Here is a 23,439-nt window from a genome sequence, read left to right on the forward strand (position 1 = left end):
GTTGGGGGTCGTGCTGGCTGATGCTGGCTACTGCAGCGTCGAGAACCTGACCGCGCCCGGTCCGGACCGGTTGATCGCGACCGGGAAAGCCCACCAGGTGGCAGCGCAAGCCCGCACGGACCCGGCCAGCGGGCCACCACCCGGCGAGGCCGGCCCGATCGAGGCGATGCGTCACCGGCTACGCACCCCTGAAGGTGCCGCGCTCTACCGCCAACGCGGCGCCACCGTCGAACCGGTCAACGGACACCTCAAAGACCGCATCGGTCTGCGCACCTTCAGCATGCGCGGCCTGAAGAACTGCCTCGGCGAGCTGAACCTCGCCGCCGCCGTGCACAACCTCCGACGCTGGCACACCACCCAACCAAGAACCGCCTAGAACAGCGGAGCGAGGCCTCCGGCCTCTCCCCGCCGCCCCGTCCTCACAGCACTGCCACACGACCCCCAGCGATCAAAACAAAATCGCAACAGGCTCCCCAGGGCCTGAAAGTGGCTTTGCTGCCCTCCCCGAACCCGAGGCTCATCGCGTTGGTTCGCCGGCCAGGTGCTCGATCGTCGTCAGGTAGGTCGACCAGGTCGTCTCTGTGGCCGCGTCCGTCGGCTCGATCCCGGAGCGGAGGCGTTCCAGCCGGCCGGGCTCGTAGAGGGTGCGGATCGCCCTTGCGAGGTCGGCGGGGTCGTCCGGTGCGCACAGCAGGCCGTCCTCGCCGTCCCGGACGGTGTGCGGGAAGTTGCCGACCCGCGTCGCGACCACCGGCAGGCCGTGCCAGTGGGCGAGCGCGACGTGCTGCGACGCGGTTGCGGTGCGGTAAGGCAGCACGAGCGCGTCGAACTGCGCGAACAGCTCCGGGATCTCCGCCGCCGCCAGGTAGCCGGGGCGGACGTCCACCCGGTTCACGAGGCCGAGCCGGGCGACGAGCGCCCGCAACTCCGATTCCTGTTCGTAGAACTCGCCGACGATGCCCAGCCGCCTGTCCGGCACGTCGACGAGCGCTCTGAGCAGCACGTCCACGCCCTTGTAGCGCCGGACCTTCCCGAAGAACAGCAGCCGTCCGGTCGCCGGGCGGTCGGGGCGGTGCTCCGCGCGCTGTCCGGTGGGGAGGTGGGGCGGCAGCGGCGCAACCTCGACGGGCCTACCGGTGATCCGCCGCAACGCCGTGCGCTCGGCATCCGTGTGCACGAGCACGGCGTCGGCCGCCCGCATCAGCAGCGACATGAGCGTGCGGTCACCGCGCCGGATCTCGTGCGGCACGGCGTTGGCGCAGATCACGACCACCCGCGAACCCCGACGGCGGGCGACCCGCGCCACCGCGGCCAGCGCGGGCGCTTGCACGGTCGTGTAGAAGATCAGGATCACGACGTCCGACGTGCCGGACCGCCGCCCGACGCGCCTCCAGTGCAGCGGGTTGCGCCACGAGAGCGGCTCGCGCACGGTCGGGAACGCCCTCGACTCCGGCGCTTGCAACGGGTGCCGCTGCGCGGGCAGCAACCGGGCCGGCCCCTGCACGCTCCAGGTCCGCACGACGACGTGGTGCTCCGCCGCCTCCAACCGGAAGGCCAGCTCGCTCGTCAACAACGGCAGCCCGCCCCGCCACGGGAAGGCCGGCCCGATCAGCGTGAAACGCATCGCCCCACACCAAAGGATCGCCGTCATCGAGCCGCTGTGGCGGAAGCGGAGGGATTTGAACCCCCGGACCCTTGCGGGTCTCTCGCTTTCAAGGCGAGTGCATTAGGCCGCTCTGCCACGCTTCCACGTCGGAGGCTACCGGGTCACCGCACCGTGAGGTCCACCCATACGAGGTGGTGGTCGGAGGTGTCGTTGAGCCGTGCCAGCGGGTCGGCGGCGACCGGCCAGAACACGCCGCTGCCCCGCACCTCCATCGGTTCGGAGGGCAGCACGTGGTCGACGCGGAGGTTGCCGGGCGCGGGTTCGCCGAAGTCGGCGGTGTCGAGGCGCGGGTCACCGCGGTGGGTCGTGTTGGGGCCGCCTTGCAACTTGCTCGCCTCGACCGCACCGTCGGACCCGGGCTCGCTGTCGATCACGCGGTGCGCCGTGAGGATCTGCTGGGCCGCGCCGGGCACCGAGTCGCCGTCGAACGGGTCGGAGTTCTGGTCGCCGAGGATGACGAACCGCTCGCCGTCGGCGAGCCCGCCGCGCCGGCCTGCGTCGTCGACGAGCGCCTGCGCCTGGTCGCCGGGCTGGACGTACAGCCGCCAGAACGCGATCTCGTCGGCGTTGCGCAGCCCGTTGCGGTTCTCCGGGCCGTCGAAGGACGGCGGGGTCGGGTGCGCGGCGAGGACGTGCACGGTCTGCGCGCCCACCCGCACCGGGATGTCCCAGTGCGACTTCGACGAGAGCGGCAGCACCGCCAGCTCCTCCGGCGAGTAGTAGCCGCCGGCGGGCAGCCGCGCACCCGGCAGGTCCTTCCACAGGAATTGCTGGAACGTCCGGACGGCGGCGGTGTCGATCGGGAACCGCGAAAGCACGAGCATGCCGTACTGGCCGGGGAACTGGCCGAAGGCCAGCGCGTCGTTCGGGCCGCCGACGGTGCCGTTGTTGTCGAGGTCGAACCCGCTGGGCACACCCGTGTTGGACGGGGCGACGAAGGCGTGCGGGTAGTCGATCGGCTCGGCGCCCTCCTGGCTCAGCCCCAGGTAGTTGGTGCGGAAGAGGTCGACGGCCGCGGGCGCGTAGTCGAACTCGTTGATCAGCAGGATGTCGGGGCGCGCCCGCTGGACGACCTCGGCGACCTTGCGCGCCTGCGGGTCGTCCGGCGTGGAGAGATCGGCGACGAGCTCACCTTCCGCCGCGCGGTTCAGCGACGCGTTGAAGGTCGCGACCCGCACCTGCTCCGGCGCAGGTGGCGGCTGGGCCGGCGCGGAGGTGCACGACGCCGTCGTCGCCAGCACGACTGGCGCGAGCACGGCCGTCAGGACGGTGAGCAGGCGGCGGGACATGCGATCACCCTCCCAGGTGATGGTGAACGCGCCGTGACACGAGCACATGCCGTCCCGATCGACCGGGTACGTGGTGGTGTGGTCTGATCACGCCGACACCGGATCCGGAGGCAACGATGCGGTTCGACGAGAACGCCGATCTCGACACTTCGAACATCGACGACCTCCGTGGCGGAGGCGGCGGCGGGAGCCCGATGGGCGGCCGCGTCGCGATCGGCGGCGGTGGCCTCGGCATCGTCGGCCTGATCATCTACTTCCTGATCTCGCAGCTCGGCGGGTCCGGCGGGATCTCCCTGCCCAGCGGCCTCGACCAGCCGTCGGGCGGCGGCGGGGGCGTCAGCGACACGTCCGAGCTCGCGTCGAGCTGCCGCAGCGGGCGCGAGGCGAACTCCAAGCTCGACTGCGAGGTCGTTGCCGTCGTCAACTCGCTCGACGGCTACTGGAGCGACACGTTCGCCCGCTCCGGCAAGACCTACCAACCGCCGCGCACCAACTTCTTCAGCGGCGGCGTCAGCACCGGGTGCGGCACGGCCAGCTCGTCGACCGGGCCGTTCTACTGCCCCGGCGACAACGAGGTCTACATCGACCTTTCGTTCTTCAACGAGCTGGAGAGCCGCTTCGGCGCCCAGGGCGGCCCGTTCTCCAGGGCCTACGTCATCGCGCACGAGTACGGGCACCACATCCAGGCGCTGCTCGGCACGACCGACCGGGTGCGGGCCGGCGACACCGGCCCGACGTCCGGCTCCGTGCGGCTCGAGCTGCAGGCCGACTGCTACGCGGGGGTGTGGGCCAACCACGCGAAGACCGTGCCGACCTCGTCCGGCCGCCCGCTGATCACCGAGGTCACGAAGGAGGACGTCGCCGCCGCGCTCGACACCGCGGAGAAGATCGGCGACGACTACATCCAGTCGGAGCTCGGCGGCGGCCGCGTCGACGAGAGCCAGTTCAGCCATGGCAGCTCCGCGCAGCGCGAGAAGTGGTACAGCACCGGCTACCGGACGGGCGACCCCTCGCAGTGCGACACGTTCTCCCGCGGCGTCAACCTGGGCTGATCCCTAGCAGGGCGCTCCTAGCAGCTCGCGGCAGGCGTCGAGGCCCTCGACCTCGGCCGTCCAGCCGGGACGGACGAACCCGGGCTCGTCGAGCACCAGCCGGACGTTCACCGTCGGCTTGCCGCGCCGGACGACGCACTCGGTGCCGTCCTCGCGGTAGCCGAGCTTCTGCGAGACCCGCCGGGACGCGGTGTTGACCGCCGCAGCTGCCGACCTGGCCCGAGTGGCGCCGAGGTGGTCGAACGCGAACTGCAGGACGGCCGCCCGCATCTCCGTGCCGAAGCCGCGGCGCTGGTGGCGCATGCCGATCCACGAGCCTGTGGCGACCTCGCGCGAGATGCCGAACTCGGTGGCGAGCAGGCCCTGCATGCCGATCACCCGACCCTCGTGCCGCACGAGCAGGTTGAGGTCCCACCGCGCCGGGGTGAACTGCGCGCGGACCGCCCAGTAGTGCTGCATCGACAGCCGGCCGATGACGGCCGGGTCGGCGTCGGTCCACGCGACGGCGAACGGCATCTCCGCGGGCGGGTGGATGCCGAGATGGGTCTCCTCGACCAGCTCCAGCAGCCCGGCGTCGTCGTCGGGCCGCAGTTCCAGACGCGGGGTGCGGATGACGAGGTGGCGCAACGGCCACGGGTCGGGGTGCTCCATGCCGGCAGATCATCCCAGCCCGGCAGGGCCCTCTCGACGGGTTAACGCCGGACGTCACGGCACCCCTCGCCGCCGTGGCGTCCGGTCGGCTCATCGCGTAGCCGGTACCAGCGTCATCCTGGGCTGCATCGCGGCGATGGCGACGCGGAGCACCGAGCGGCGCCGGCGGGCCACGGTGCGCGCGGCGCGGTGAGCGGCGGCCTGGGCCTGCAGGTCGCGGCGGTGCTCGGCGGCGATGGCGGTGGTGATCGAGTCGTACATCGTGGCTCCCGAGGTGTTGTGGTGCTGTTTCTGTGTTGACCCAACGATCTCGGGAAACTCATCGCCGGACATCCGTGCCGACCACGGAGCCACCACGGAAACCCGCCACGGAGCCGTGCAGAAGTTCCCCACCGTTTTGGGCACTTGCGCGCCTGTGGGGCGCGCATCCACCCAAAACGGTGGGGAAGTTGGGGGTCAGGTGGTGGCGCCGAGCGCGGCCATGGCCGCCGGGCCTTCCTCGTCGCCGGCCAGCACCAGGCTGCGCGCCCACTGGTAGCGGCAGCCGGCGGCGAGCATCGCCTTGCCGGCGGTGCGGATGCCGTCGGTGTCGCCGGTCGCGTAGGCCGCCGCCCTGTCGACGATCAGCGCGGCCACCGCGCTGCCGTCGGTGGCGCGCCGCGCTGATGCCACCCGCTCCGCGATGTCGGCGGCCCCGGCCAGCGCGGCAGCCTCGACCGACAGCGCCGCGAGCCACGGCCGCCAGACGCCGTCGAGCAGGCCGATGACGTGGTGCGGGTGCTGCGAGAGCACTGCCGTGGCGCTCGCGTGGTCGTTGCGGTGCAGGTGCAGGAGGGCCGTGAAGAGCTCCTCGCCGCACTCGTTCTCGATCCGGTGCCGCGTCGAGCGCAGTTGCTCCAGCACCTCCGTCCAGCGGGCCTGACCGGCCTCGTCGGCCTTCATCCCGCAGACGGTGGTCACCGCCCGGACGGCTCGGCGGAAGCCGCCGATCCGCGGCCGTCCCGCCGCCTCCCAGCCGTCGATGAACAGCTCCGCGTTGACGAACATCGTGTCCCAGTCGCCGACCAGCGCGGCCACGACGATCGAACGCTGCGCGGCGACGTGCCCGACCTCGCGGTGCAGCGGCAGCTCCACCAGCTGCCGGGCGGTGTTCTTCGCGGTCTCGAAGTCCCCGGTCGCGATCGCCGTCTCGGTCGTCATCCCGAGCGCGTCGGCCAGCTCGAAGCCGATCTCGGCGTCGAGCGGGAGCGGCGCGAGGATCTCCAGCCGCCTCCTGGCGCTGGCCAGCGCGCCCGCGACGTCGCCGTCGGTGAGCTGCAACGTGGTCGCGCAGTCGAGCGCCGAGCTCTCGACCAGCGGGTCGCCGGAGCGCCGGGCCAGCTCCAGCGCGCGCTCGACGTTGGCGAACCTGCCCGGTTCCGCCATCGCGTAGCGGAACGCGATCGCCGTGGCGATCCACGCCTGCGCGACTGGGTCGTCACCGGCGTGGCGGCTCGCCTCGGCGAGCGTCCGCTCCAGCTCGTCCGGTTCCGGCAGGGTGACGATGATCCCCGGCGATCGGTGGCTCAGCTCGACGACGCGGGCGAGGTGCACCGAGGCGACGGTGGGCAGGCCGGCCCGCAATGCCGCCTCCGCGGCACTCCGGTGCAGGCGCAACGCGTCGTTCCCGGCGAGGCGGGCCTGCGCCGAGCCGGCCGCGCGACCTAGCGCGACGCTCACCAGCAGCTCACTGCCGGCCAGCTCGGCCGCCTGCTCGGACCGCCGCTGCGCCTCGGCCGGCATACCGCGCCGGTGCGCCAGCGCGGCGAGCACTACGGCGGCGTCGTGCGCGTCGCCCCGCCGGTCGACGACCGACTTCGCCCAGCTCAACGCCCTGCGCAGCTCGTCGGCGAGCTGGTCGAACGCCGCGCGCCACTGTGCGTCGACGGGCGAGCGGGCCAGCAGCGCGGCGCCCGCCTCGCGACACCACCGCAGGTGGCGATCACGGAGCAACACCTGCTCGTCGGCCTCCGCGAGCAGCTCCAGGCCGTACTGGCGGACGGTCTCGAGCATGCGGTAGCGCATGACGTCCCCGGCCGGGACGGCGACGAGCAGGCTCTGCTCGACCAGCTGCCCCAGCCGCACGGCGACCATCTCCGGCGCGACCGGCGGCCCGCCGACCACCGCGGCCGCCGACTCGGCACGGAACGCGCCGGCGAAGACCGCAACGCGACGCAGCACAGTGCGCGACTCGTCGTCGAGCAGCGCGGCACTCCAGTCGAGCGTCGAGCGCAGCGACCGGTGCCGCTCGTCGACGCGGCGCGACCCGACGAGCAGGTCGAGCCGCTCGGCCAGCCCCGCTTCCAGCCCGTCGATCCCGACGGCCGGCAGCCGGGCGGCGGCCAGCTCGATGGCCAGCGGGACGCCGTCGAGTGCACGGCAGATGCGGGCGACGCGGTCGCGGTCGGGCGGGACGGCACCGGCGATCGCCGCCCGCTCGACGAACAACGTGACGGCGTCGCCGTCGGAGGGCAGGGAGAGACCGTCGACCGGGAAGACCCGCTCGAACGGGAGCATCAGCCGGGCCCGGCTCGTGGCGAGCACGGTGAGGCCGGCGCTGCGCACGAGCAAGCGCTCCACCAGCATCGCGACCCCGTCCGCGAGGTGCTCGGTGTTGTCCAGCACGAGCAGCAGCCAGCGCGGGGCGACCCAGCCCGCGATCGTCTCCTCGACCGAGCGGCCCTGCTGCTCGCCCAGCCCCAGCGCGCCCGCGACGGCCGCGGCGACCGAGGCGTCGTCGGTGACCGGGAGCAGGTCGACGTACCGAGCGCCGTCGGCGTAGTCGGCCGCGACGTCGGCCGCGACCGTCAGCGCGAGCCGCGTCTTGCCGACCCCACCCGGCCCGACGGCCGTGACCAGCCTGCTCGACCGCAGCGCTGCGGCCAGCTCCGCGCGTTCGGCGGCCCGCCCGACGAACGACGAGAGCGGCGCCGGCAGCTGCGGCACCGGGAGCTGCGTGGTGCCCTCCGACTGCTGGCCCTGGACGGCGAGCGCGGCAAGCGCCCGCCGGTCGCTCGCCCCGAGCTTGCGCAGCAACGACGAGACGTGGCTCTCCACCGTGCGGATCGAGATGTAGAGCTTCGTCGCGATCTCGGCGTTCGTCAGGTGCTCGCCGAGCGCGGCCAACACCTCGGCCTCGCGTGGCGACAGCGCATTCACCGGATCGGACACGTCGACGATTCTGCCTTGCGGGCGGACGGGATAGCGTCGCGTCCATGCATGCGATCACCGTGCGCGAACCCGGCGGCCCCGACGTGATGGAGTGGACCGAGGTCCCCGACCCGGTCGCCGGCCCCGGCGAGGTGCTCCTCGACGTCGTCGCGAGTGCGGTCAACCGCGCCGACCTGCTGCAACGCCAAGGGATGTACCCGCCGCCGCCAGGTGCGTCCGACATCATCGGGATGGAGTGCTCCGGGCGGGTCGCCGCGCTCGGCGAAGGCGTCACCGGCTGGAACGTGGGCGACGAGGTCTGCGCACTGCTCGCCAGCGGCGGATACGCCGAGAAGGTCGCCGTGCCGGCCGCGCAGCTCCTCCCGCTCCCCGAGGGCGTCGACATCGTCACCGCGGCCGGCCTACCCGAAGTGGCGTGCACCGTCTGGTCGAACGTCGTGCACACGGGTCGGCTCGCGGCCGGTGAGACGTTCCTCATCCAGGGCGGCAGCAGCGGCATCGGCACGCACGCCATCCAGGTGGCGAAGGCGCTCGGCGCGCGGGTCGCCGCCACCGCAGGCGCCCCCGACCGGCTGGAACGCTGCCGCGAGCTGGGCGCCGACATCGTCATCGACTACCACGACGACATCCCCGACGCCCTGCTCGCGGCCACCGACGGGCACGGCGCCGACGTCATCCTCGACAACATGGGCGCCAAGGGCCTCGCGGCGAACATCAAGGCGCTGGCGAAGGACGGACGCCTGCTCATCATCGGTATGCAGGGCGGGGTGAAGGCCGAGCTGAACATCGGCGCGCTGCTGGCCAAGCGGGCCAGCATCACTGCGATGGGGCTGCGCGGGCGGCCGGTCGAGGGCCCCAACGGCAAGGGCGCGGTTGTCGCCGGGGTGCGCGAGCAGGTGTGGCCGCTGATCGCCGAGGGCAAGGTGCAGCCGGTCGTGCACGACCGGCTCCCGATGGAGGAGGCCGGCTCGGCGCACGCGCTGCTGGACAAGGGCGGCGTCGTCGGAAAGCTCGTGCTCGTCGCACCGGCGGGGCGGTGACCGACCCGATCCCTATACGGTGGGACGAGTCGCACGTCAACGAGCACGGAACATGGAGATCATGAGCCAGCCATCGGAGCAGGAGAACGGCGAGCACCAGGTCATGGTCGTCGGGCCGGACGGCAGGCCGGTCGGCATGGCGCGCGTGCCGCAGGGCGAGGACGGCGAGGAGCAGGAAGGTCTCGGGTCGATGGTCGAGCAGCCGGCCAAGGTGATGCGGATCGGCACGATGATCAAGCAGCTCCTCGAGGAGGTGCGGGCCGCTCCGCTCGACGATGCGTCGAGGGCGCGGCTCAAGGAGATCCACGAGAACTCCATCAAGGAGCTCGAGGACGGCCTCTCGCCCGAGCTGCGTGAGGAGCTGCACCGCCTCAGCCTGCCCTTCACCGACGACAACATCCCGTCGGACGCCGAGCTGCGCATCGCGCAGGCCCAGCTCGTCGGCTGGCTCGAAGGCGTGTTCCACGGCATCCAGACGGCGCTGTTCGCCCAGCAGATGGCCGCTCGGGCGCAGCTGGAGCAGATGCGCAGGGGCCTGCCGCCGGGTGCGGTGCCGCCCGGTCAGGAAGGCGGCGGCCTCGGCCGTGGAACGGGCCAGTACCTGTAGGCGCTCCGCGGGTCGAGAGAGTGCCATGAAAGCCACTTTCCTGGCGTCAGGTGCCAGGAAAGTGGCTTTCCTGGCGTCCGGGACGGTCGCGGCGCCCAGCGCCGTGCGCGCCGGTACCCTCGCCGGGTGGCAGCGACGATGACCACCGGTGACGACCGGGCCGATGGCGGGACGTCCGCGCGTCCCGTGATTGCCGATGCCGCAGGCCCACGCAGCTGGCGACGCGCGTTCAACGACCTGGGGCAGGGTTGGACGCAACGGCCGCTGTGGGGCTACCTCGGCTGGCAGGACATCAAGCAGCGCTACCGCCGCTCGGTGCTCGGGCCGCTGTGGATCAGCATCAGCATGGCCGTCATCGCCACGGCGATGGGCGTCCTCTACGGGGCGCTGTTCGACGAGAAGATCTCCACCTTCCTGCCGTACGTCGCCACCGGGATGTTGATCTGGAAGTTCGTCGAGGGCTGCATCCTCGAGGGCAGCGAGGTCTTCATCGCGAACGAGGGGCTGATCAAGTTCCTGCCGGCGCCGCTGAGCCTGCACGTCTACCGGCTGGTGTGGCGGCAGACGCTGTTCTTCGTGCACAACCTGGTCGTCTGGGTCGCCGTGGTGATCATCTTCCAGACGCCGCTCAACTGGTCGGTGCTGCTCGCGATCCCCGCGTTCATGCTGCTGGTGATCAACGGCGCGTGGATCACGGTGCTGGCCGGGATCATCGCCACCCGCTTCCGCGACATCCCGCCGATCATCGCGAGCGTCACCCAGCTGCTGTTCTTCATGACACCGATCGTCTGGCAGTACGAGACGCTCCTACGAAACGCCGCCTTCGCCGAACGCGCGCGCATCGTCGAGCTGAACCCGGTGATGCACTTCGTCGAGATCATCCGGCAGCCGCTGATCGGCCACGAGATCGTCTGGCGGCACTGGGTGGTCGTCGGGGCGATCACGATCGTCGGAGTCGCCGCCGCGCTGGTGTGCCTCCGCAACTACCGCGCGCGCGTCGCGTACTGGGTCTGAGGTACCGCAATGGTCAGCATCGACATCGACGGCGCAGGCGTCGACTTCCCGATCTTCGACGCCAAGACGCGCTCGCTCAAGAAGGCCGTGCTCGGCCGGGCCGGCGGCAAGATCGGCACCGACTCGAAGGTCCCGATCATCGAGGCGCTGCGCGACATCAACATCTCGCTGCGCAAGGGCGACCGCGTTGCGCTGGTCGGCCACAACGGCGCCGGCAAGACCACGCTGCTGCGCCTCATGTCCGGCATCTACGAGCCCACCCGCGGCCGCGCGCAGGTCGTCGGCAAGGTGGCGCCGATCTTCGACCTCGCCGTCGGGATGGACCCCGAGATCTCCGGCCTGGAGAACATCCTCATCCGCGGGCTGTTCCTCGGGATGACCCGCAAGCAGATGGAGAGCCGGGTCGACGACATCGCCGAGTTCACCGAGCTCGGCGACTACCTGTCGATGCCGCTGCGCACGTACTCGACGGGGATGCGCGTCCGGCTCGCGCTCGGCGTCGTGACCAGCATCGACCCGGAGATCCTGCTCCTCGACGAGGGCATCGGCGCCGTCGACGCCGAGTTCCTCGCCAAGGCGCGCACACGGCTGTTCGAGCTGGTCGAGCGCTCCGGGATCCTCGTGTTCGCCTCGCACTCCGACGAGTTCCTCGCCGACCTCTGCGACACCGCGATCTGGATGGACCACGGCACCGTCCGCGAGCAGGGCCCGCTGCGTGAGGTGCTGCACCACTACAAGGGCCGCGACGTGCTCGCCGAGATCGAGGCCCGGTGACCTCGGCGCCGCTGCCGCCCGGCTCGGTCGTCGCCGTCGTCGTCACCCGCCACCGCACCGAGCTGCTGGTCGACGCGCTCGCCGCGCTGGCCAAGCAGACCCACCCGATCGCGCACCTCGTCGTCGTCGACAACGGGCCCGACCAGCCGGCACGCGATGTAGTGGAGGCGTGCGGGCTGCCTGCGACCTGGATCCCGTCGTGGCACAACCTCGGCGGCGCGGGCGGGTTCGCGCTCGGCATCCTGCACGCGCTGGCGATGGGCGCCGAGTGGATCTGGCTCGGCGACGACGACGGCCACGCCGCCGACGACACCGTGCTCGCGACGCTCGTCGAGCTCGCGGAACGGCGTGGGCTCGCGGCCGTCTCCCCCACGGTCGCCGACATGGACGAGCCCGACCGGCTCGCGTTCGCCGTCCGGCGCGGGCTGACGTGGCACCGCTCCCGCGCGGCGCTCGCCGCCGACACCGGGCACGGCGCCGACGACGAGCTGCTGCCCGGGATCGCCGCGCTGTTCAACGGGGCGCTCTTCCGGGCGTCGACGATCGACGCCGTCGGGGTGCCCGACCTGCGGCTCTTCGTCCGCGGGGACGAGGTGGAGATCCACCGTCGGCTCGTGCGCACCGGCCTCCCGTTCGGCACTGCGCTGCGCGCGGCGTACCTGCACCCGACCGGCGAGAGCGACGACAAGCCGATGCTGCGGGGCCGATTGCACGCCCGCGACCCCGACGACGCCGTCAAGCGCTTCTACACCTACCGCAACCGCGGGTACCTGATCTCGCAGCCGGGGATGCGGAAGGTCGGGCTGCTGGAGCTGCCCCGGTTCGCCTTCTACTTCCTGGTCACGAAACGCAGCCCGCGCGAGTTCATGCAGTGGCTGCGACTCGTCAGGGAAGGCCGCCGGGAGCGGTTCCGCCGGCACTGACCGAAATAGGAAGCAGAACGGAAATCAGGCCGCCCTCAACTGCCGAGAAGATTTCTTCTTTCCTGTCTGAACACCCGCCACGTTGACGAAAGGAAGGGCGCGCTAGTAGCGTCCGGATCGTTGGAATTGAACGCAAGCGAGGAGATCTGAATGGATCACGTGGCCCGACTCGCCGATCTCCTGTTGGAACGCGTGGCGCCGCGTGCCACCGCCACGGCGCAGTTCTGCGAGTACAAGCGCTGCGATTGCGTGTGGGACGAGGAGACGCATACCCGCTGGGCGTACGAATATCTGTACGATTATCGGTGGCGCACCTCATGCGGCCCCTGCAGCCCCGCATTCCCTCGCAAGCACTGCTGACCCGGCCAGGCGCAGAAGACGCTGAGCAGCTGCTCTGTTCGGCGGTGCACCCCAGTTGGAGGCAGGTCTACTCTGGCCGCCCAACTTCGAAGGGGGTGCCATGTCCAGCACCGATCAGCACCGTCGAGCACATGAAGCCTTCAACGAACGCGACTGGGCCCGAACCGTCGAGGACCTCGCGGCCGACGCCGAATACACCGACGTCCCGCGCGGCGTGACCGTCAAGGGCCCCGCCGAGTTCATCGACTACCTCCAGGGCGGCTGGACGACCGCCTTCTCCGATGCCGCCGTCACCAACGCCCGGTACATCGACGGCGGCGACACGAGCGTCGCGCTGTTCCTCGCGACCGGGACGAACGACGGGTCGCTCGGCCCGATGCCCGCGACCGGCCGGGCGTTGAGCGCGCAGTTCTGCGAGGTGATGACGTTCGACGCGGCCGGCAAGATCGTCCGCGGCGAGCTCTTCTACGACCAGGTGACCTTGCTCGTCCAGCTGGGGCGCATGCCGCCGCCCGCCGGGTGACGTCAGTTGCGGAAGACGACCGTGCGCAGCATCACGAAGTTGATCACTGTGGCGGTGCCTTGCGCGATCACCCACGCCGCCGTCACGCGGAACGGCATCTCAGGGAGCACGAACAGCATCAGCGCGTTCACGCCGACGTTGATCGTGAACGTGGTGCCGTAGAGGAGCACGAACCCGGCGAACCTGGTGCGACCGCCGGCTGAAGCGGCGAACGTGAAGCGCCGGTTGAGCAGGTACGCGGTGGTGGTGCCGAGGATGAAGCTGATCGCCTTCGCGGCGTGCACCCACAGCCCCAGCGCGAGCAGGGCGTGGTAGCTGCCGAGGTCGACGGCGGCCGAGAGCGCGCCGATCAGCACGAACCGGCTCAGCTGCGCGGTGAGGCTGATGTCGGCCTCCGCGGTGCTCGTCACGCTTTCAGAGTATCGCCGCGAGCGCCGGCGGCTCGCGGCAGGGCGACGGGCCCCGGCCGCGATGCGTCGTGCTGCCTTCCGCACGCGAGGGCAGCAAAGCCACTTTCCGGCCCTCACAGGGCAGGAAAGTGGCTTTCCTGCCCTCCTCCGGGACCAGCCCTCAGAACTTGCGGCCGCCCAGCCGGTAGCGGCGGCGGACCGTCACCGAGCCCATCCCGGCGTGACCGTGCACGACGAAGTGCGGCACGCCGACCCGCTGCACGGACGGGACGTTGCTCTTGACCGTGCCCATCCCCGCCGCGACGCCGTCGACGTTGGCGGTCGACTCGTCGGGCACCAGCAGCTTCGCGGAACCGGCGCCGAGGTCGACCTCGATGTCGACGACGGCGTGCGGGATCGGGGTGTCGCAGAAGTCGAGGATCACCGAGCCCATCGTGCTCTGCACGCGGATGCGCGGCGGGACGTCCCACTCGCCGCTGCGCTTGATCGTCGACATGCCGGCGCGCAACACGACGGGCGGCACCGAGGTGTCGGGCTGGGCGAGCGCCCCACCCGGCGCCGCGACGGCGGCAGCGGACGGGATCGCGACCTCCCCGCCGGGGAGGTCGGCCAGCGGAGGGCGCAGGTCGGCCTCGTACTTCGCCGCGTAGACGACGTCGAGGCGCTCCTCCAGCTCGGTCAGGGTGATGCGCCCCTCCCCCATCGCCTTGTGCAGGAGCGCCGCCGCCCGCTCGCGGTCGGCGTCGGAGATCCGGATGCCGGACGGCTGCTCGCTCACGTCCCGCAGGATACCGAGGGCGGGACGTCCGAGCCGGGGCCGCGACGCGACTTCCCCACCGTTTTGGGCACTTGCGCGCCGATTTGGCGCGCATCCGCCCAAAACGGTGGGGAAGTTGGCGGCCGGCGGCGTCACCCCGCGACCATCACCCCCATCGACCGCGCCGTCCCCGCCACCGTGCGCATCGCGGCGTCGATGTCGGTGGTGTTGAGGTCGGGCAGCTTGCGCAGCGCGATGGCGCGGAGGGTCTCGGTGCTCAGCGTGCCGGCGGTCTCGTGGCCGGGCCGCGACGAGCCCTTGCCGTCCAACGCGCGCCGGATGAGGAACGCGGTCGGCGGCGTCTTGAGCCGCAGCGCGAACGAGCGGTCGTCGAACACCGTCACCTCGACGGGCACGATGTCGCCGCGCTGCGACGAGCTCATCTCGTCGTAGCGCCGCTTGATCTCGACGAGGTTCACGCCGGTCTGGCCGAGCATCTTGCCGAGGTCGACGACGGCGGCGGAACCACCCGTGAGCTGCAGCGTCACCTTGTGGGTCGGTCTCTTCGGAGGCATGCCGACCACCGTGGGCCTTCCAGCAGGTGGAGGCTCAAACCGGATTTCCCGACCGCGGTAGCCTGGCTTGCGATGTCCAGTACCGGGTCGAGCGCCAGCTTGCGGGGGTGGGGCCGCACCGCCCCCACCATGGCGAGGGTGCTCACCCCTCGTTCGATCGAGGACGTGGTGGCAGCCGTCACCACGGCAGGCCGGCGCGGCGTCATCGCCCGCGGACTCGGCCGCTCCTACGGCGACCCGGCGCAGAACGCCGGCGGCACCGTGCTCGACATGACCGGCCTGGCGACGATCCACTCGATCGACGCCGACACCGGCATCGTCATCCTCGACGGCGGGGTCAGCCTCGACACGCTGATGCGCCGGGCGCTGCCGTTCGGTCTGTGGGTCCCGGTGCTCCCCGGCACCCGGCAGGTGACGATCGGCGGCGCGATCGGCACGGACGTCCATGGCAAGAACCACCACACCAAGGGCAGCTTCGGCAACCACGTCCTCTCGATGGACGTGGTGATGGCCGACGGCACCGTCCGCACCCTCACCCCGGACGGCGCCGAGTCGGAGCTGTTCTGGGCGACCGTCGGCGGCATGGGCCTGACCGGTGTGATCGTGCGCGCCACCGTGCAGCTGCACCGCACCGAGTCGGCGTACTTCGTCGTCGACACCGACCGGACCGCCGACCTCGACGAGCTGCTCGCACTGCTCACCGACGGCTCGGACGACTCGTACGGCTACTCGGCCGCGTGGTTCGACACCACGACCACGGGCGCGCAGCTCGGCCGCTCCGTCCTCACCCGCGGCTCGCTCGCGACGGTCGACCAGCTGCCGGCGAAGCTGCGCAGCGACCCGTTGAAGTTCGAGGCGCCGCAGCTGCTCTCGTTCCCCGACGTGTTCCCGAACGGGCTGGCCAACCGCGTCACGCTGCGGGCGTTCAGCGAGCTCTGGTACCGCAAGGCGCCGAAGCGCAAGCATGGTTCCGTCCAGAACATCACGGCCTTCTACCAGGTGCTCGACCTGTTCGGCGACTGGAACCGGATCTTCGGGTCGCGCGGGTTCCTGCAGTACCAGTTCGTGGTGCCGCTCGGTGAGGAGCCGACGATCCGCCGGATCGTCGAGAAGATCGCGCAGTCGCCGTACGTCTCCGGGCTCAACGTGTTCAAGCGGTTCGGCGAGGGCAACGCAGCGCCGCTCTCGTTCCCCCGGCCGGGCTGGACGATCACCGTCGACTTCCCGATCACCCGCGGCCTGCACCGCTTCTGCGACGAGCTCGACGAGCTGGTGCTCGGCGCCGGCGGACGGCTCTACCTGGCCAAGGAGTCGCGCGCGAGCGCCGAGACGATCCGCCGCGGCTACCCGCGCATCGACGAGTGGCGCAAGATCCGCGAGACCGCCGACCCGGAGGGCGTGTTCGCGTCCGACATGTCCCGACGCTTGGAGCTCACGTGATCGACGCAGTTGGCAACCCGCAGAGCATTCTCCTGCTCGGCGGCACGTCCGACATCGGGCTCGCGGTCGTCGAGGCCTTCGCATCCGACCGGCCGCTGCGCGTCGTGCTGGCCGGTCGACCGTCCGAGCGGCTCGACGCGGCCAAGGCGCGGCTGGAGAAGCTGCGCTGCGGCGTCGAGGTGCTGCCGTTCGACGCAAAAGACTTCGAGTCGCACGCCGACGTCATCAGCAAGGCGTTCGCCGGTGGCGACATCGACGTCTCGATCGTCGCGTTCGGGCTGCTCGGCGACAACGAGAAGGCGTGGACCGACGCCGCAACGGCCGTCGAGATGGCGCAGGTCAACTACACCGCCGCGGTGTCGGTCGGGGTCGCGCTCGCCGAGCGGCTGCGCCAGCAGGGGCACGGCTCGGTCGTCGCGTTCTCGTCGGTCGCCGCGGAGCGGGCCCGGCGCTCGAACTTCGTCTACGGCTCGACGAAGGCCGGGCTCGACGCCTTCTACTACGGGCTGACCGAGGCGCTGCGGCCGCACGGCGTGCACGTCACGATCGTGCGCCCGGGCTTCGTCCACTCGAAGATGACCGAGGGGATGTCGCCGGCACCGCTGTCCACCACCCCGGAGGCCGTCGCCGCCGTGGTGGTGGACGCGGTGCGCAAGCGCCGTGAGCTGGTGTGGGCCCCGGCGCCGGTGCGCGTGTTGATGAGCGTGCTGCGGCACCTGCCGCGTGCGGTTTTCCGTCGCATACCCGGCTGAGCTTTCACGGCGCTGTTCACGGCGTGTGCAGGTAGCCGTTGCGCAGGATGCCGGCACGTTCGAGGTCGGCCAGCAGGTCGCTGCCGTGCACCGGCCGGCGCCGCTGCGCTTGCACGAGCGCCGCGGCGAGCTTCGGCTGCCTGCCGGGAACGGACGCGTGGCGCGGGCCGAGCTCGCGGGCGGCCCGGAACGACGCGACCAGGTCGACGCGCTGTGCCGACACGACCGGAACAACCGGCTCCCGCTTCTGCGCCATCCGGCGCATGCCGAGCCGCGACGGCTCCTCGACCAGCCGGAACGCGATCGCCGCAACGAGCAGCGTCGAGAGCAGCACACCCAGCGCGACGACGTGCGTGAGCACCGAGTCCGGCCGCAGCCACTCGAAGCGGCGCAGCGCGAGCCAGAACACCTCGAAGACCGGGATGTGCACGAGGTAGAGGCTGTAGGAGAGGCGTCCGCCGTAGTTGGCGGCGCGGCTCGACAGCAGCATCACCGGGCCGCGGTCCGCCACCGCGATCGTCGCGACGAGCAGCGGGAACAGCACGATGACGGCGCCGCCGCGGCCGGGCCCCAACAGCTCACCGAGCAGCAGGCCCACCGCGATCAGCCCGGGGATCACGACCGCGAGCACGGAGGCGCCGCGTCGCACGCGTGAGGTCCAGCGCATCCGCCGCACCGCCATGAGCATGAAGACGCCCGCGGCGAACCCGCAGAGGATCCGCACCAGCCAGCTCCACGGGTAGTACGGGTGGCCCGCCGTCAGGTAGGCGGCCGCCATCGGTGCCATCAGCACGAGCGCGGCCAGCACCAGCACCGCAGCGGGCAGCCTGCGCATCCGGTAGAACGCGAGCGCCGCGACCGGGAACAGCAGGTAGGCCAGCCATTCCGCGCTGATCGACCAGGTGGCACCGACCCACGACGCGCCATCGAAGAACGGCTGGTCCCACAGCTGGATCATGAAGAGCTGCTGGAGCCACTCACCGACGCTGAGCACGGGTTGCACGGCCTGGAACGCGATTTCGCCGTCGGCTCCGAGCATCGTCCTGGCCAGCAACCACACCCCGAAGAGGTGGAACACCACGACGTAGACCGGCCAGATCCGGCCCGCCCGCGCCCAGCCGAACCGCGCGGTCGCCCCGACCCGCAGCGCCGGGCCGAGCTTGTCGAGGTAGGTGTGGGCGATGACGAACCCGCTCAGCACGAAGAACAGGTCGACTCCAAGGGCCCCGGAGGTGATCAGCGGCCCCACGACGCCGACCACCTCCGCCACCCCGGGCAGTGGCGTGAAGTGGAAGTGGAAGACCACCACCCACGCCGCGGCGACGATGCGCAGCCCGGTCAGCCCTCTGATCTCACCGGCGAAGGTCGCACGTTCGCCGGATGGGGTGGTTCGTGGGCTCGCCTTCGTCACGGACTGGTCAACGAGGCATTTCACGACCGCGGTACGAGTGTCGCCCGGAACGTACCGGGATGCGCGAACGCGTCACTCAGCGTTGACGGATCTTCGCCCGATCGTGCAGCGTCACGCCAATGTGGACGCCCTGCTCCAGATCGGGCCCGACACGCTGAGCGACACGCTTGACACGGGTGTCCAGTGCGGTGGCCACGAACGTTGCCGGGTTGATCGCGTGATCCAGGCGGCGCGTCGCAAGGCGCCGCCCGCAGCTCAGACCGGGCGTCTTTGCAAGGGCGGCAACGCCGCGAGGCGTCGTCTGGGCGCGCGAGCGACCCGGTAGACGTTCGTGGCCGCCGCACTAGCTACCAGCGGTCGACGTGCAGGACGTTGTCGAGCGGTTCCCGATGGGCCGGCTTGAAGGTCTCGCCGGTGAAGTAGGCGGTGGGCAGCAGCACACCCTGACGCACGTTCGGCGGGATGCCGAGCAGCTCCGAGATCTCCTGCTCGTACTTCAGGTGCAGCGTCGTCCACGCGGTGCCGAGCCCGCGGGCCCGCGCGGCGAGCTGGAAGCTCCACGCAGCGGGCAGCAACGATCCCCACAAGCCGGCCTGGTTGCCGTTCGGCAGCTCCGCGCTCGCCGTGATGCAGGCGAGGACGAGCACCGGGACCTGACCCATGACCTCTGACAGGTAGACCGACGACGCACCGACCCGCACCGTCGCGGCCTGGCGCTCCTCGCTGCCCATCGCGGCGCGGGTGGCGTACCCGGACGAGTTGCGATAGGAGTCGAACGACTCCTTGTAGTAGGCGCCGATCTGCGCCTTCAGCTCGGCGTCGGTGACCACGATCCAGTGCCAACCCTGCAGGTTGCTGCCGGTCGGAGCCTGCAGCGCGACCTCGAGGGTCTCCCTGATCAGCTCCATCGGCACCGGCCGGTCGAGGTCGAGGCGCTTGCGCACGGAGCGGGTCGTCGTCAGCAGCTCGTCGGGGGTTAAGGGAAGCGTCATCGTTCGATCATGCCTCCCCACGGACGGCCCGTCACGGCACTAGTCTTCTGCCCCATGACCACTGACGGTGACGCCGGCCCGGCACTCTTCCGCCTGGTCCGCTTCTGGTCGCGGCGATGGATGAACCAGACGTCCACGGGACTCACCGGCGACATGCGCAACGTGCAGCACGTCCAGACGATCGAGGCCGTCGCGGCCGCCGGGCCGGACGCGACCGTCGCCGACGTCGCGCACCAGCTCGGCCTCGACCACTCCGGTGCGAGCCGGATGGTCCGCGACGCCACGCTCGCCGGCCACCTCGCCCGCGCCACCGCCGAGCACGACCGGCGCAGGGCGGCGCTGCAGCTCACCGACGCCGGACAGAAACTGCTCACCGCGTCGCACGAGTGGCAGCGCGACACGTTCGAGCAGCTGACGGCGAGCTGGGCCGCCGAGGACCGCGAGCGGTTCGGCGGCTACCTCCGCCGGCTGGCGGACGAGGTGGCGCCACCAGCGGCCGGCTGACTTCCCCACCGTTTTGGGTGGATGCGCGCCGTTTCAGCGCGCATCCACCCAAAACGGTGGGGAGATTTGGGCGGGTGAGGGGAAGGACGGTCCGTCCACCTGTAGACGCCCACCGTGCGGGCACTCGATTCCGACATTCAGGTGAGCTGTCACCCTGCACACTGCGAGAAGGGCATAGTTGCTCCCCATGGAGCGCCCCGGTGGTGAATGCATTTCGCCTTCAAAAGAGGCCAAGCCTCGATGAAGGGATCCCGAACTACTGGCATCGCGCTGTGCGTCTGCGGCTTCTTGACGCTGCTCGCGAACTTGCTGAGCCCGAACTGGCCGGACAGCTCGTGGCGACCAGCCTTCATCGTTCTCGCGATCCTCCTCGTACTGGGAGGCGTGTTCACACTCTCCTGACCGTTTCCTACTCATCGCGCCCGAGTCCCACGTGTCAGCGCGCGAGTCTCTCGTTCGAGACGCCTGGTTGCGCCCATCCCCACCACCGGAATACGGGGAGACGCCCACCGAAAAGGGCGCCCGCCGGAACGTGGGACTCGCCAACCGGAACGGGGAACTCGCCTGCCGGAACGTGGGACTCGCGCGCGGAAACGGGGGACACGCCCGCTGGAGTGGGGGCTCGCCTGCGGGGACGGGGGACTCGCGGGTCACTAGGCTGCGCCCGTGCGCGTGCTGGTGTTCGGGCTGGTGGCGCTGGTCGCAGCGGTGGCGTTCCCGCTTGCCCCGGTGGAGCAGCCCGTCGCCACGTACTCGTGGTCCGCTACCGACGGGCCGGCTGCGATCCCGCTCATGCCTTACCAGCCCGCGCGGCTGGAGGTGCGGTTCGAGTGCGCGACGCTGCGGGGTGTGCAGGGCACCGTCTTCGCCACCGTGCCGCGGGTCGTCGACCCGGCCGCGGAGCCGCTGGCCGGGCTCACGATCACCGCTCGCGACGGGTCCGTGCAGGTCACGAGCGCCGGCGTCGACCTGGGCGCTGCCCCACTGCCTGCCGGCGACTGCGCGGCGACGTTCACGTCCGATCCCGCACGAACCGCGCTGGTCGTCGACGGGATGCCGGTCGTCGACAGGGCGGGCGACCTCCGCCCGGACGTCGCCGGCGCGTTCAGCGACCTGAGCGGCGCCGCCGTCGCCGCGACGATCACCACCGACACCCGCTTCCAGACGACGATCTCGCCGCTCAAGCTCGCGATCGGCGTGATCGCGCTGGCCGCGCTCGCCGGCATGCTGATCTCGCTCGGCCGCGGCGAGCGGCGGGTGCGGCTGCTCCCCCGCGGCTGGTGGCGCCCCCGCCCGGTCGACGCCGCGGTCGCCGGCGTGCTCGCCGTCTGGTGGGTCGTCGGCTCCGCGACGGTCGACGACGGCTACATCGCCGGGATCGTCCGCAGCCGCGGCACCAACGGGCTGATCGGCAACCTCTACCGCTGGCTCAACGCCCCCGAAGCGCCCTTCAGCTGGGTGTACGAGCTGTACCACCTGTGGTCGCTCGCCTCGCCGACCGCGGCGTGGATGCGCCTGCCCTCGACGCTGCTGGGCCTGACCTGTTGGTGGCTGCTCTCCCGCGCGGTGCTGCCCCGCATCACCCGTCACCGGTGGGCGTCCTGGCTGGCGGCGCTGGCGTTCGCGGCGTGGTGGGTGCCGTTCAACCTGGGGCTGCGCCCGGAGCCGTGGGTGGCCGTCGGGGCCCTCGCGGTGTACGCGATCGTCGAGCGGGCCGTCGCCACCCGCCGGCTCCGCCCCCTCGCGTCCGCGCTGGTCGTAGCAACGGCGACGGCCGCGGTGACGCCCGGCGGCCTCGTCGCGTTCGCCCCCTTCCTGGCGTCCGCGGTCCCGTTGCTCCGCCTGCTCCGTCTGCAACGCGGCCTTCCACTCATGGCCGTCCTGCTCGCAGCTCCGGCATCGGCGCTCCTGCTCATGGCGCACGACCAGAGCGCCGCGGCGATCGTCGAGGCGATCCGGGTCCGCGCTGTGATCGGTGGCGGGCTGCAGTGGTACGAGGAGTTCGAGCGCTACGCGGCGCTGCTCGCGCCGCTCGACTTCCAAGGCGCGCTCGGCCGTCGGGCCGCCGTCCTGTTCACGCTGCTCGCTGCGGCCGGCGCGCTCCTGCACAGGACGCCCGGCATCCCGCACGGCCCCGCCAGGAGGCTCGTGCTCACCTTCCTGATCAGCCTCGCCGCGCTGGCCTTCACCCCGACGAAGTGGACGCAGCACTTCGGGGTGCTCGCGGGTATCGGCGCCGCGGTGCTCGTGCTCGGGCTGGTCACGTTCGCCCGTGCGCACCTCGGCGCCCTCGCCGCGGTGACCGCGACGGCCGCGGTGGTGCTGAGCGGCGCGAACGTGTGGCCGTACGCGGCGAACTGGTTCGAGCCGACGTTCAGCACGACCCCGCCGCGCGTGCTCGGCGTCCCGGTCTCGACGATCGTCATCGTCGGCGGCGGCGCCGCGGTGCTCTGGCTGGCCGGCCGAGAAGCGTGGCGGCGCGCCGGCGGGCGAGGTCGCAGCGACCGCATGCCTTCCGCGGCCTCCGTGACCGCCCTCGTGATCGCGCTCGCGCTGACGTTGCAGGTCGGCGGGTTCGTGAAGGTCGCGGTCGACCACCCCGACGGCTACACACCCGCGGCCGATACCTTGGCGGCGCTCGGCGGCGAGCCGTGCGGTGCCCAGCCGCTGCTCTCGGTCGAGACCGATCCCATGGCGGGCCTGCTGCAGCAACGTCCCGGCCCGCGGACACCCGGCGTCGTCCCGGTCGACATCGGCGGCACGACACTGCCCGGCATCGCCGCGACCGGCCCGTTCGAGACCGCGTGGTTCGAGCTCGCGCCGGGCCCGCTGCCCGTGGTGGTCACCGCGGTCGGGCGCAGCGACGCCGTCTCCGTCGAGTTCGCCAAGGGTGGCCAGCCAGCCGGACGTCGCACGCTGCGGATCGACAGCACCGCGCCGCTCGACCTCCGGGTCATGATCCCGTCCGGCGCGGACGCCGTCCGGCTCGTCGGGGCCGGCCCGGCAGCCCGACCCGCGTTGGTCTCGTTGCCCCGGGTGCCCCGGCTCACCCCGATGCTCGACGTCCTCCCGCCGGGCAGCACCGCGATGCTCGACTGGCCGGTCGCCTTCCTCTTCCCCTGCCTCACGCCCGCCGCCCTCGGCCCGGGCACGGCGACGCTCCCGCGGTGGCGAGTGGCACCCCCGCAGAGCGACGATTCCGCCGGGATCACCTATTCGCCAGGTTTCGGGGGTCCATTTGCCGCATCGCGGCTGCTGGTCACCGAACGCCGGATGGCGACGTTCCTGCGCGGCGACCCGATGCGCGACGCCGTGCAGCTGCGCGCCTGGCTCCCGATCGTGCCGCTGGTCGAGCCGACGCCGGATGTGGCTGGTCGCAGCGTCGCCGGCACCGCGTTCGACGGACAGCCACGGGTTCCCGGACACGACACGCCTGGGTGACCCCCCGCAACGGGTTCGTCGAATGCCGCCATCACAATGGAGCAGTAC

The 23,439-nt window shown here is 71.5% G+C and carries 22 protein-coding genes and 1 tRNA gene; 12 read left to right on the forward strand and 11 right to left on the reverse strand.

Features of this window, described 5'->3' with window-relative positions; genetic code table 11:
- Positions 1-376, forward strand: a 376-nt coding sequence (locus tag LL648_RS04155; protein ID WP_232661057.1) for a transposase, incomplete at its 5' end; no start/stop codon positions are given.
- Positions 377-517: 141 nt separating this feature from the next.
- Here the strand turns inward: LL648_RS04155 and LL648_RS04160 are convergent.
- From LL648_RS04160 to LL648_RS04170, 3 genes are all read right to left on the reverse strand, one after another.
- Entirely contained in the window at positions 518-1,624 is a 1,107-nt protein-coding gene (locus tag LL648_RS04160; RefSeq protein WP_232661058.1) for a glycosyltransferase family 4 protein, read from the reverse strand.
- Positions 1,625-1,661: 37 nt separating this feature from the next.
- Positions 1,662-1,749: transfer RNA gene (locus LL648_RS04165), tRNA-Ser, on the reverse strand.
- Between the two features lie 18 nt (positions 1,750-1,767).
- A complete protein-coding gene (locus LL648_RS04170; RefSeq protein WP_232661059.1) occupies positions 1,768-2,955 on the reverse strand; it encodes an endonuclease/exonuclease/phosphatase family protein in 1,188 nt (395 codons plus the stop codon).
- A gap of 116 nt (positions 2,956-3,071) precedes the next feature.
- On the opposite strand from LL648_RS04170, the gene ypfJ reads away from it, so the two are divergent.
- Positions 3,072-4,007, forward strand: coding sequence for a KPN_02809 family neutral zinc metallopeptidase (gene ypfJ, locus LL648_RS04175; RefSeq protein ID WP_232661060.1), 936 nt, complete (start codon positions 3,072-3,074; stop codon positions 4,005-4,007).
- A 3-nt stretch (positions 4,008-4,010) separates the two neighbouring features.
- Here ypfJ and LL648_RS04180 read toward each other — a convergent pair whose 3' ends face one another.
- The 3 genes from LL648_RS04180 to LL648_RS04190 all read right to left on the reverse strand — a co-directional run bounded on the left by LL648_RS04180 (position 4,011) and on the right by LL648_RS04190 (position 7,868).
- Complete coding sequence (locus tag LL648_RS04180; RefSeq protein WP_232661061.1) at positions 4,011-4,658, reverse strand: GNAT family N-acetyltransferase; 648 nt, start codon at positions 4,656-4,658, stop codon at positions 4,011-4,013.
- Between the two features lie 90 nt (positions 4,659-4,748).
- On the reverse strand, positions 4,749-4,919 hold the full coding sequence (locus LL648_RS04185; protein WP_232661062.1) for a hypothetical protein: 171 nt from the start codon (positions 4,917-4,919) through the stop codon (positions 4,749-4,751).
- Between the two features lie 195 nt (positions 4,920-5,114).
- Complete coding sequence (locus LL648_RS04190) at positions 5,115-7,868, reverse strand: ATP-binding protein (protein ID WP_232661063.1); 2,754 nt, start codon at positions 7,866-7,868, stop codon at positions 5,115-5,117.
- Positions 7,869-7,912: 44 nt separating this feature from the next.
- Here LL648_RS04190 and LL648_RS04195 point away from each other — a divergent pair, with 44 nt between their 5' ends.
- From LL648_RS04195 to LL648_RS04220, 6 genes are all read left to right on the forward strand, one after another.
- Positions 7,913-8,908 (forward strand): NAD(P)H-quinone oxidoreductase, encoded by a 996-nt coding sequence (locus tag LL648_RS04195; RefSeq protein WP_232661064.1) that lies wholly within the window; start codon positions 7,913-7,915, stop codon positions 8,906-8,908.
- 61 nt (positions 8,909-8,969) lie between these two features.
- The gene (locus LL648_RS04200) at positions 8,970-9,515 is read left to right on the forward strand and encodes a bacterial proteasome activator family protein (protein WP_374111981.1); all 546 of its coding nucleotides are present in this window, start codon (positions 8,970-8,972) and stop codon (positions 9,513-9,515) included.
- Between the two features lie 126 nt (positions 9,516-9,641).
- Positions 9,642-10,529: a galactan export ABC transporter permease subunit Wzm/RfbD gene (gene wzm / locus LL648_RS04205; protein ID WP_374111982.1), complete on the forward strand. Its 888-nt coding sequence runs from the start codon at positions 9,642-9,644 to the stop codon at positions 10,527-10,529.
- Between the two features lie 9 nt (positions 10,530-10,538).
- Entirely contained in the window at positions 10,539-11,303 is a 765-nt protein-coding gene (gene wzt, locus LL648_RS04210) for a galactan export ABC transporter ATP-binding subunit Wzt/RfbE (RefSeq protein ID WP_232661065.1), read from the forward strand.
- Complete coding sequence (gene glfT1 / locus LL648_RS04215) at positions 11,300-12,226, forward strand: galactofuranosyltransferase GlfT1 (RefSeq protein WP_232661066.1); 927 nt, start codon at positions 11,300-11,302, stop codon at positions 12,224-12,226. The genes wzt and glfT1 overlap by 4 nt, the downstream gene beginning before the upstream one ends.
- A gap of 460 nt (positions 12,227-12,686) precedes the next feature.
- Positions 12,687-13,109, forward strand: coding sequence for an ester cyclase (locus LL648_RS04220; protein ID WP_232661067.1), 423 nt, complete (start codon positions 12,687-12,689; stop codon positions 13,107-13,109).
- A gap of 2 nt (positions 13,110-13,111) precedes the next feature.
- Here the strand turns inward: LL648_RS04220 and LL648_RS04225 are convergent, their stop codons facing one another.
- The 3 genes from LL648_RS04225 to LL648_RS04235 form a co-directional block, all read right to left on the reverse strand.
- On the reverse strand, positions 13,112-13,519 hold the full coding sequence (locus LL648_RS04225) for a GtrA family protein (RefSeq protein WP_232661068.1): 408 nt from the start codon (positions 13,517-13,519) through the stop codon (positions 13,112-13,114).
- 160 nt (positions 13,520-13,679) lie between these two features.
- The gene (locus LL648_RS04230) at positions 13,680-14,297 is read right to left on the reverse strand and encodes a DUF1707 SHOCT-like domain-containing protein (protein WP_232661069.1); all 618 of its coding nucleotides are present in this window, start codon (positions 14,295-14,297) and stop codon (positions 13,680-13,682) included.
- A gap of 131 nt (positions 14,298-14,428) precedes the next feature.
- The gene (locus tag LL648_RS04235) at positions 14,429-14,851 is read right to left on the reverse strand and encodes an uL11 family ribosomal protein (protein ID WP_232661070.1); all 423 of its coding nucleotides are present in this window, start codon (positions 14,849-14,851) and stop codon (positions 14,429-14,431) included.
- Positions 14,852-14,980: 129 nt separating this feature from the next.
- On the opposite strand from LL648_RS04235, the gene LL648_RS04240 reads away from it, so the two are divergent.
- Together LL648_RS04240 and LL648_RS04245 are read left to right on the forward strand one after the other, a co-directional pair.
- Complete coding sequence (locus LL648_RS04240) at positions 14,981-16,291, forward strand: FAD-binding protein (protein WP_374112003.1); 1,311 nt, start codon at positions 14,981-14,983, stop codon at positions 16,289-16,291.
- Positions 16,288-17,043, forward strand: coding sequence for a decaprenylphospho-beta-D-erythro-pentofuranosid-2-ulose 2-reductase (locus LL648_RS04245; protein WP_232661072.1), 756 nt, complete (start codon positions 16,288-16,290; stop codon positions 17,041-17,043). The genes LL648_RS04240 and LL648_RS04245 overlap by 4 nt, the downstream gene beginning before the upstream one ends.
- A 16-nt stretch (positions 17,044-17,059) precedes the next feature.
- Here the strand turns inward: LL648_RS04245 and LL648_RS04250 are convergent, their stop codons facing one another.
- Both LL648_RS04250 and LL648_RS04255 read right to left on the reverse strand, forming a co-directional pair.
- Complete coding sequence (locus tag LL648_RS04250) at positions 17,060-18,454, reverse strand: acyltransferase family protein (protein WP_232661073.1); 1,395 nt, start codon at positions 18,452-18,454, stop codon at positions 17,060-17,062.
- Between the two features lie 347 nt (positions 18,455-18,801).
- Positions 18,802-19,446 carry a nitroreductase family protein gene (locus LL648_RS04255; RefSeq protein WP_232661074.1) on the reverse strand — a complete coding sequence of 215 codons (645 nt, stop codon included), beginning with the start codon at positions 19,444-19,446 and terminating at the stop codon, positions 18,802-18,804.
- Positions 19,447-19,500: 54 nt separating this feature from the next.
- Here LL648_RS04255 and LL648_RS04260 point away from each other — a divergent pair, with 54 nt between their 5' ends.
- Positions 19,501-19,950, forward strand: coding sequence for a MarR family winged helix-turn-helix transcriptional regulator (locus LL648_RS04260; RefSeq protein ID WP_232661075.1), 450 nt, complete (start codon positions 19,501-19,503; stop codon positions 19,948-19,950).
- A gap of 666 nt (positions 19,951-20,616) precedes the next feature.
- Positions 20,617-23,391, forward strand: a complete 2,775-nt coding sequence (locus LL648_RS04265) for an arabinosyltransferase domain-containing protein (protein ID WP_232661076.1) — start codon at positions 20,617-20,619, stop codon at positions 23,389-23,391.
- Positions 23,392-23,439 lie beyond the last annotated feature (48 nt).

This window comes from Pseudonocardia sp. TRM90224 (assembly GCF_021245725.1).
GTDB lineage: Bacteria > Actinomycetota > Actinomycetes > Mycobacteriales > Pseudonocardiaceae > Pseudonocardia.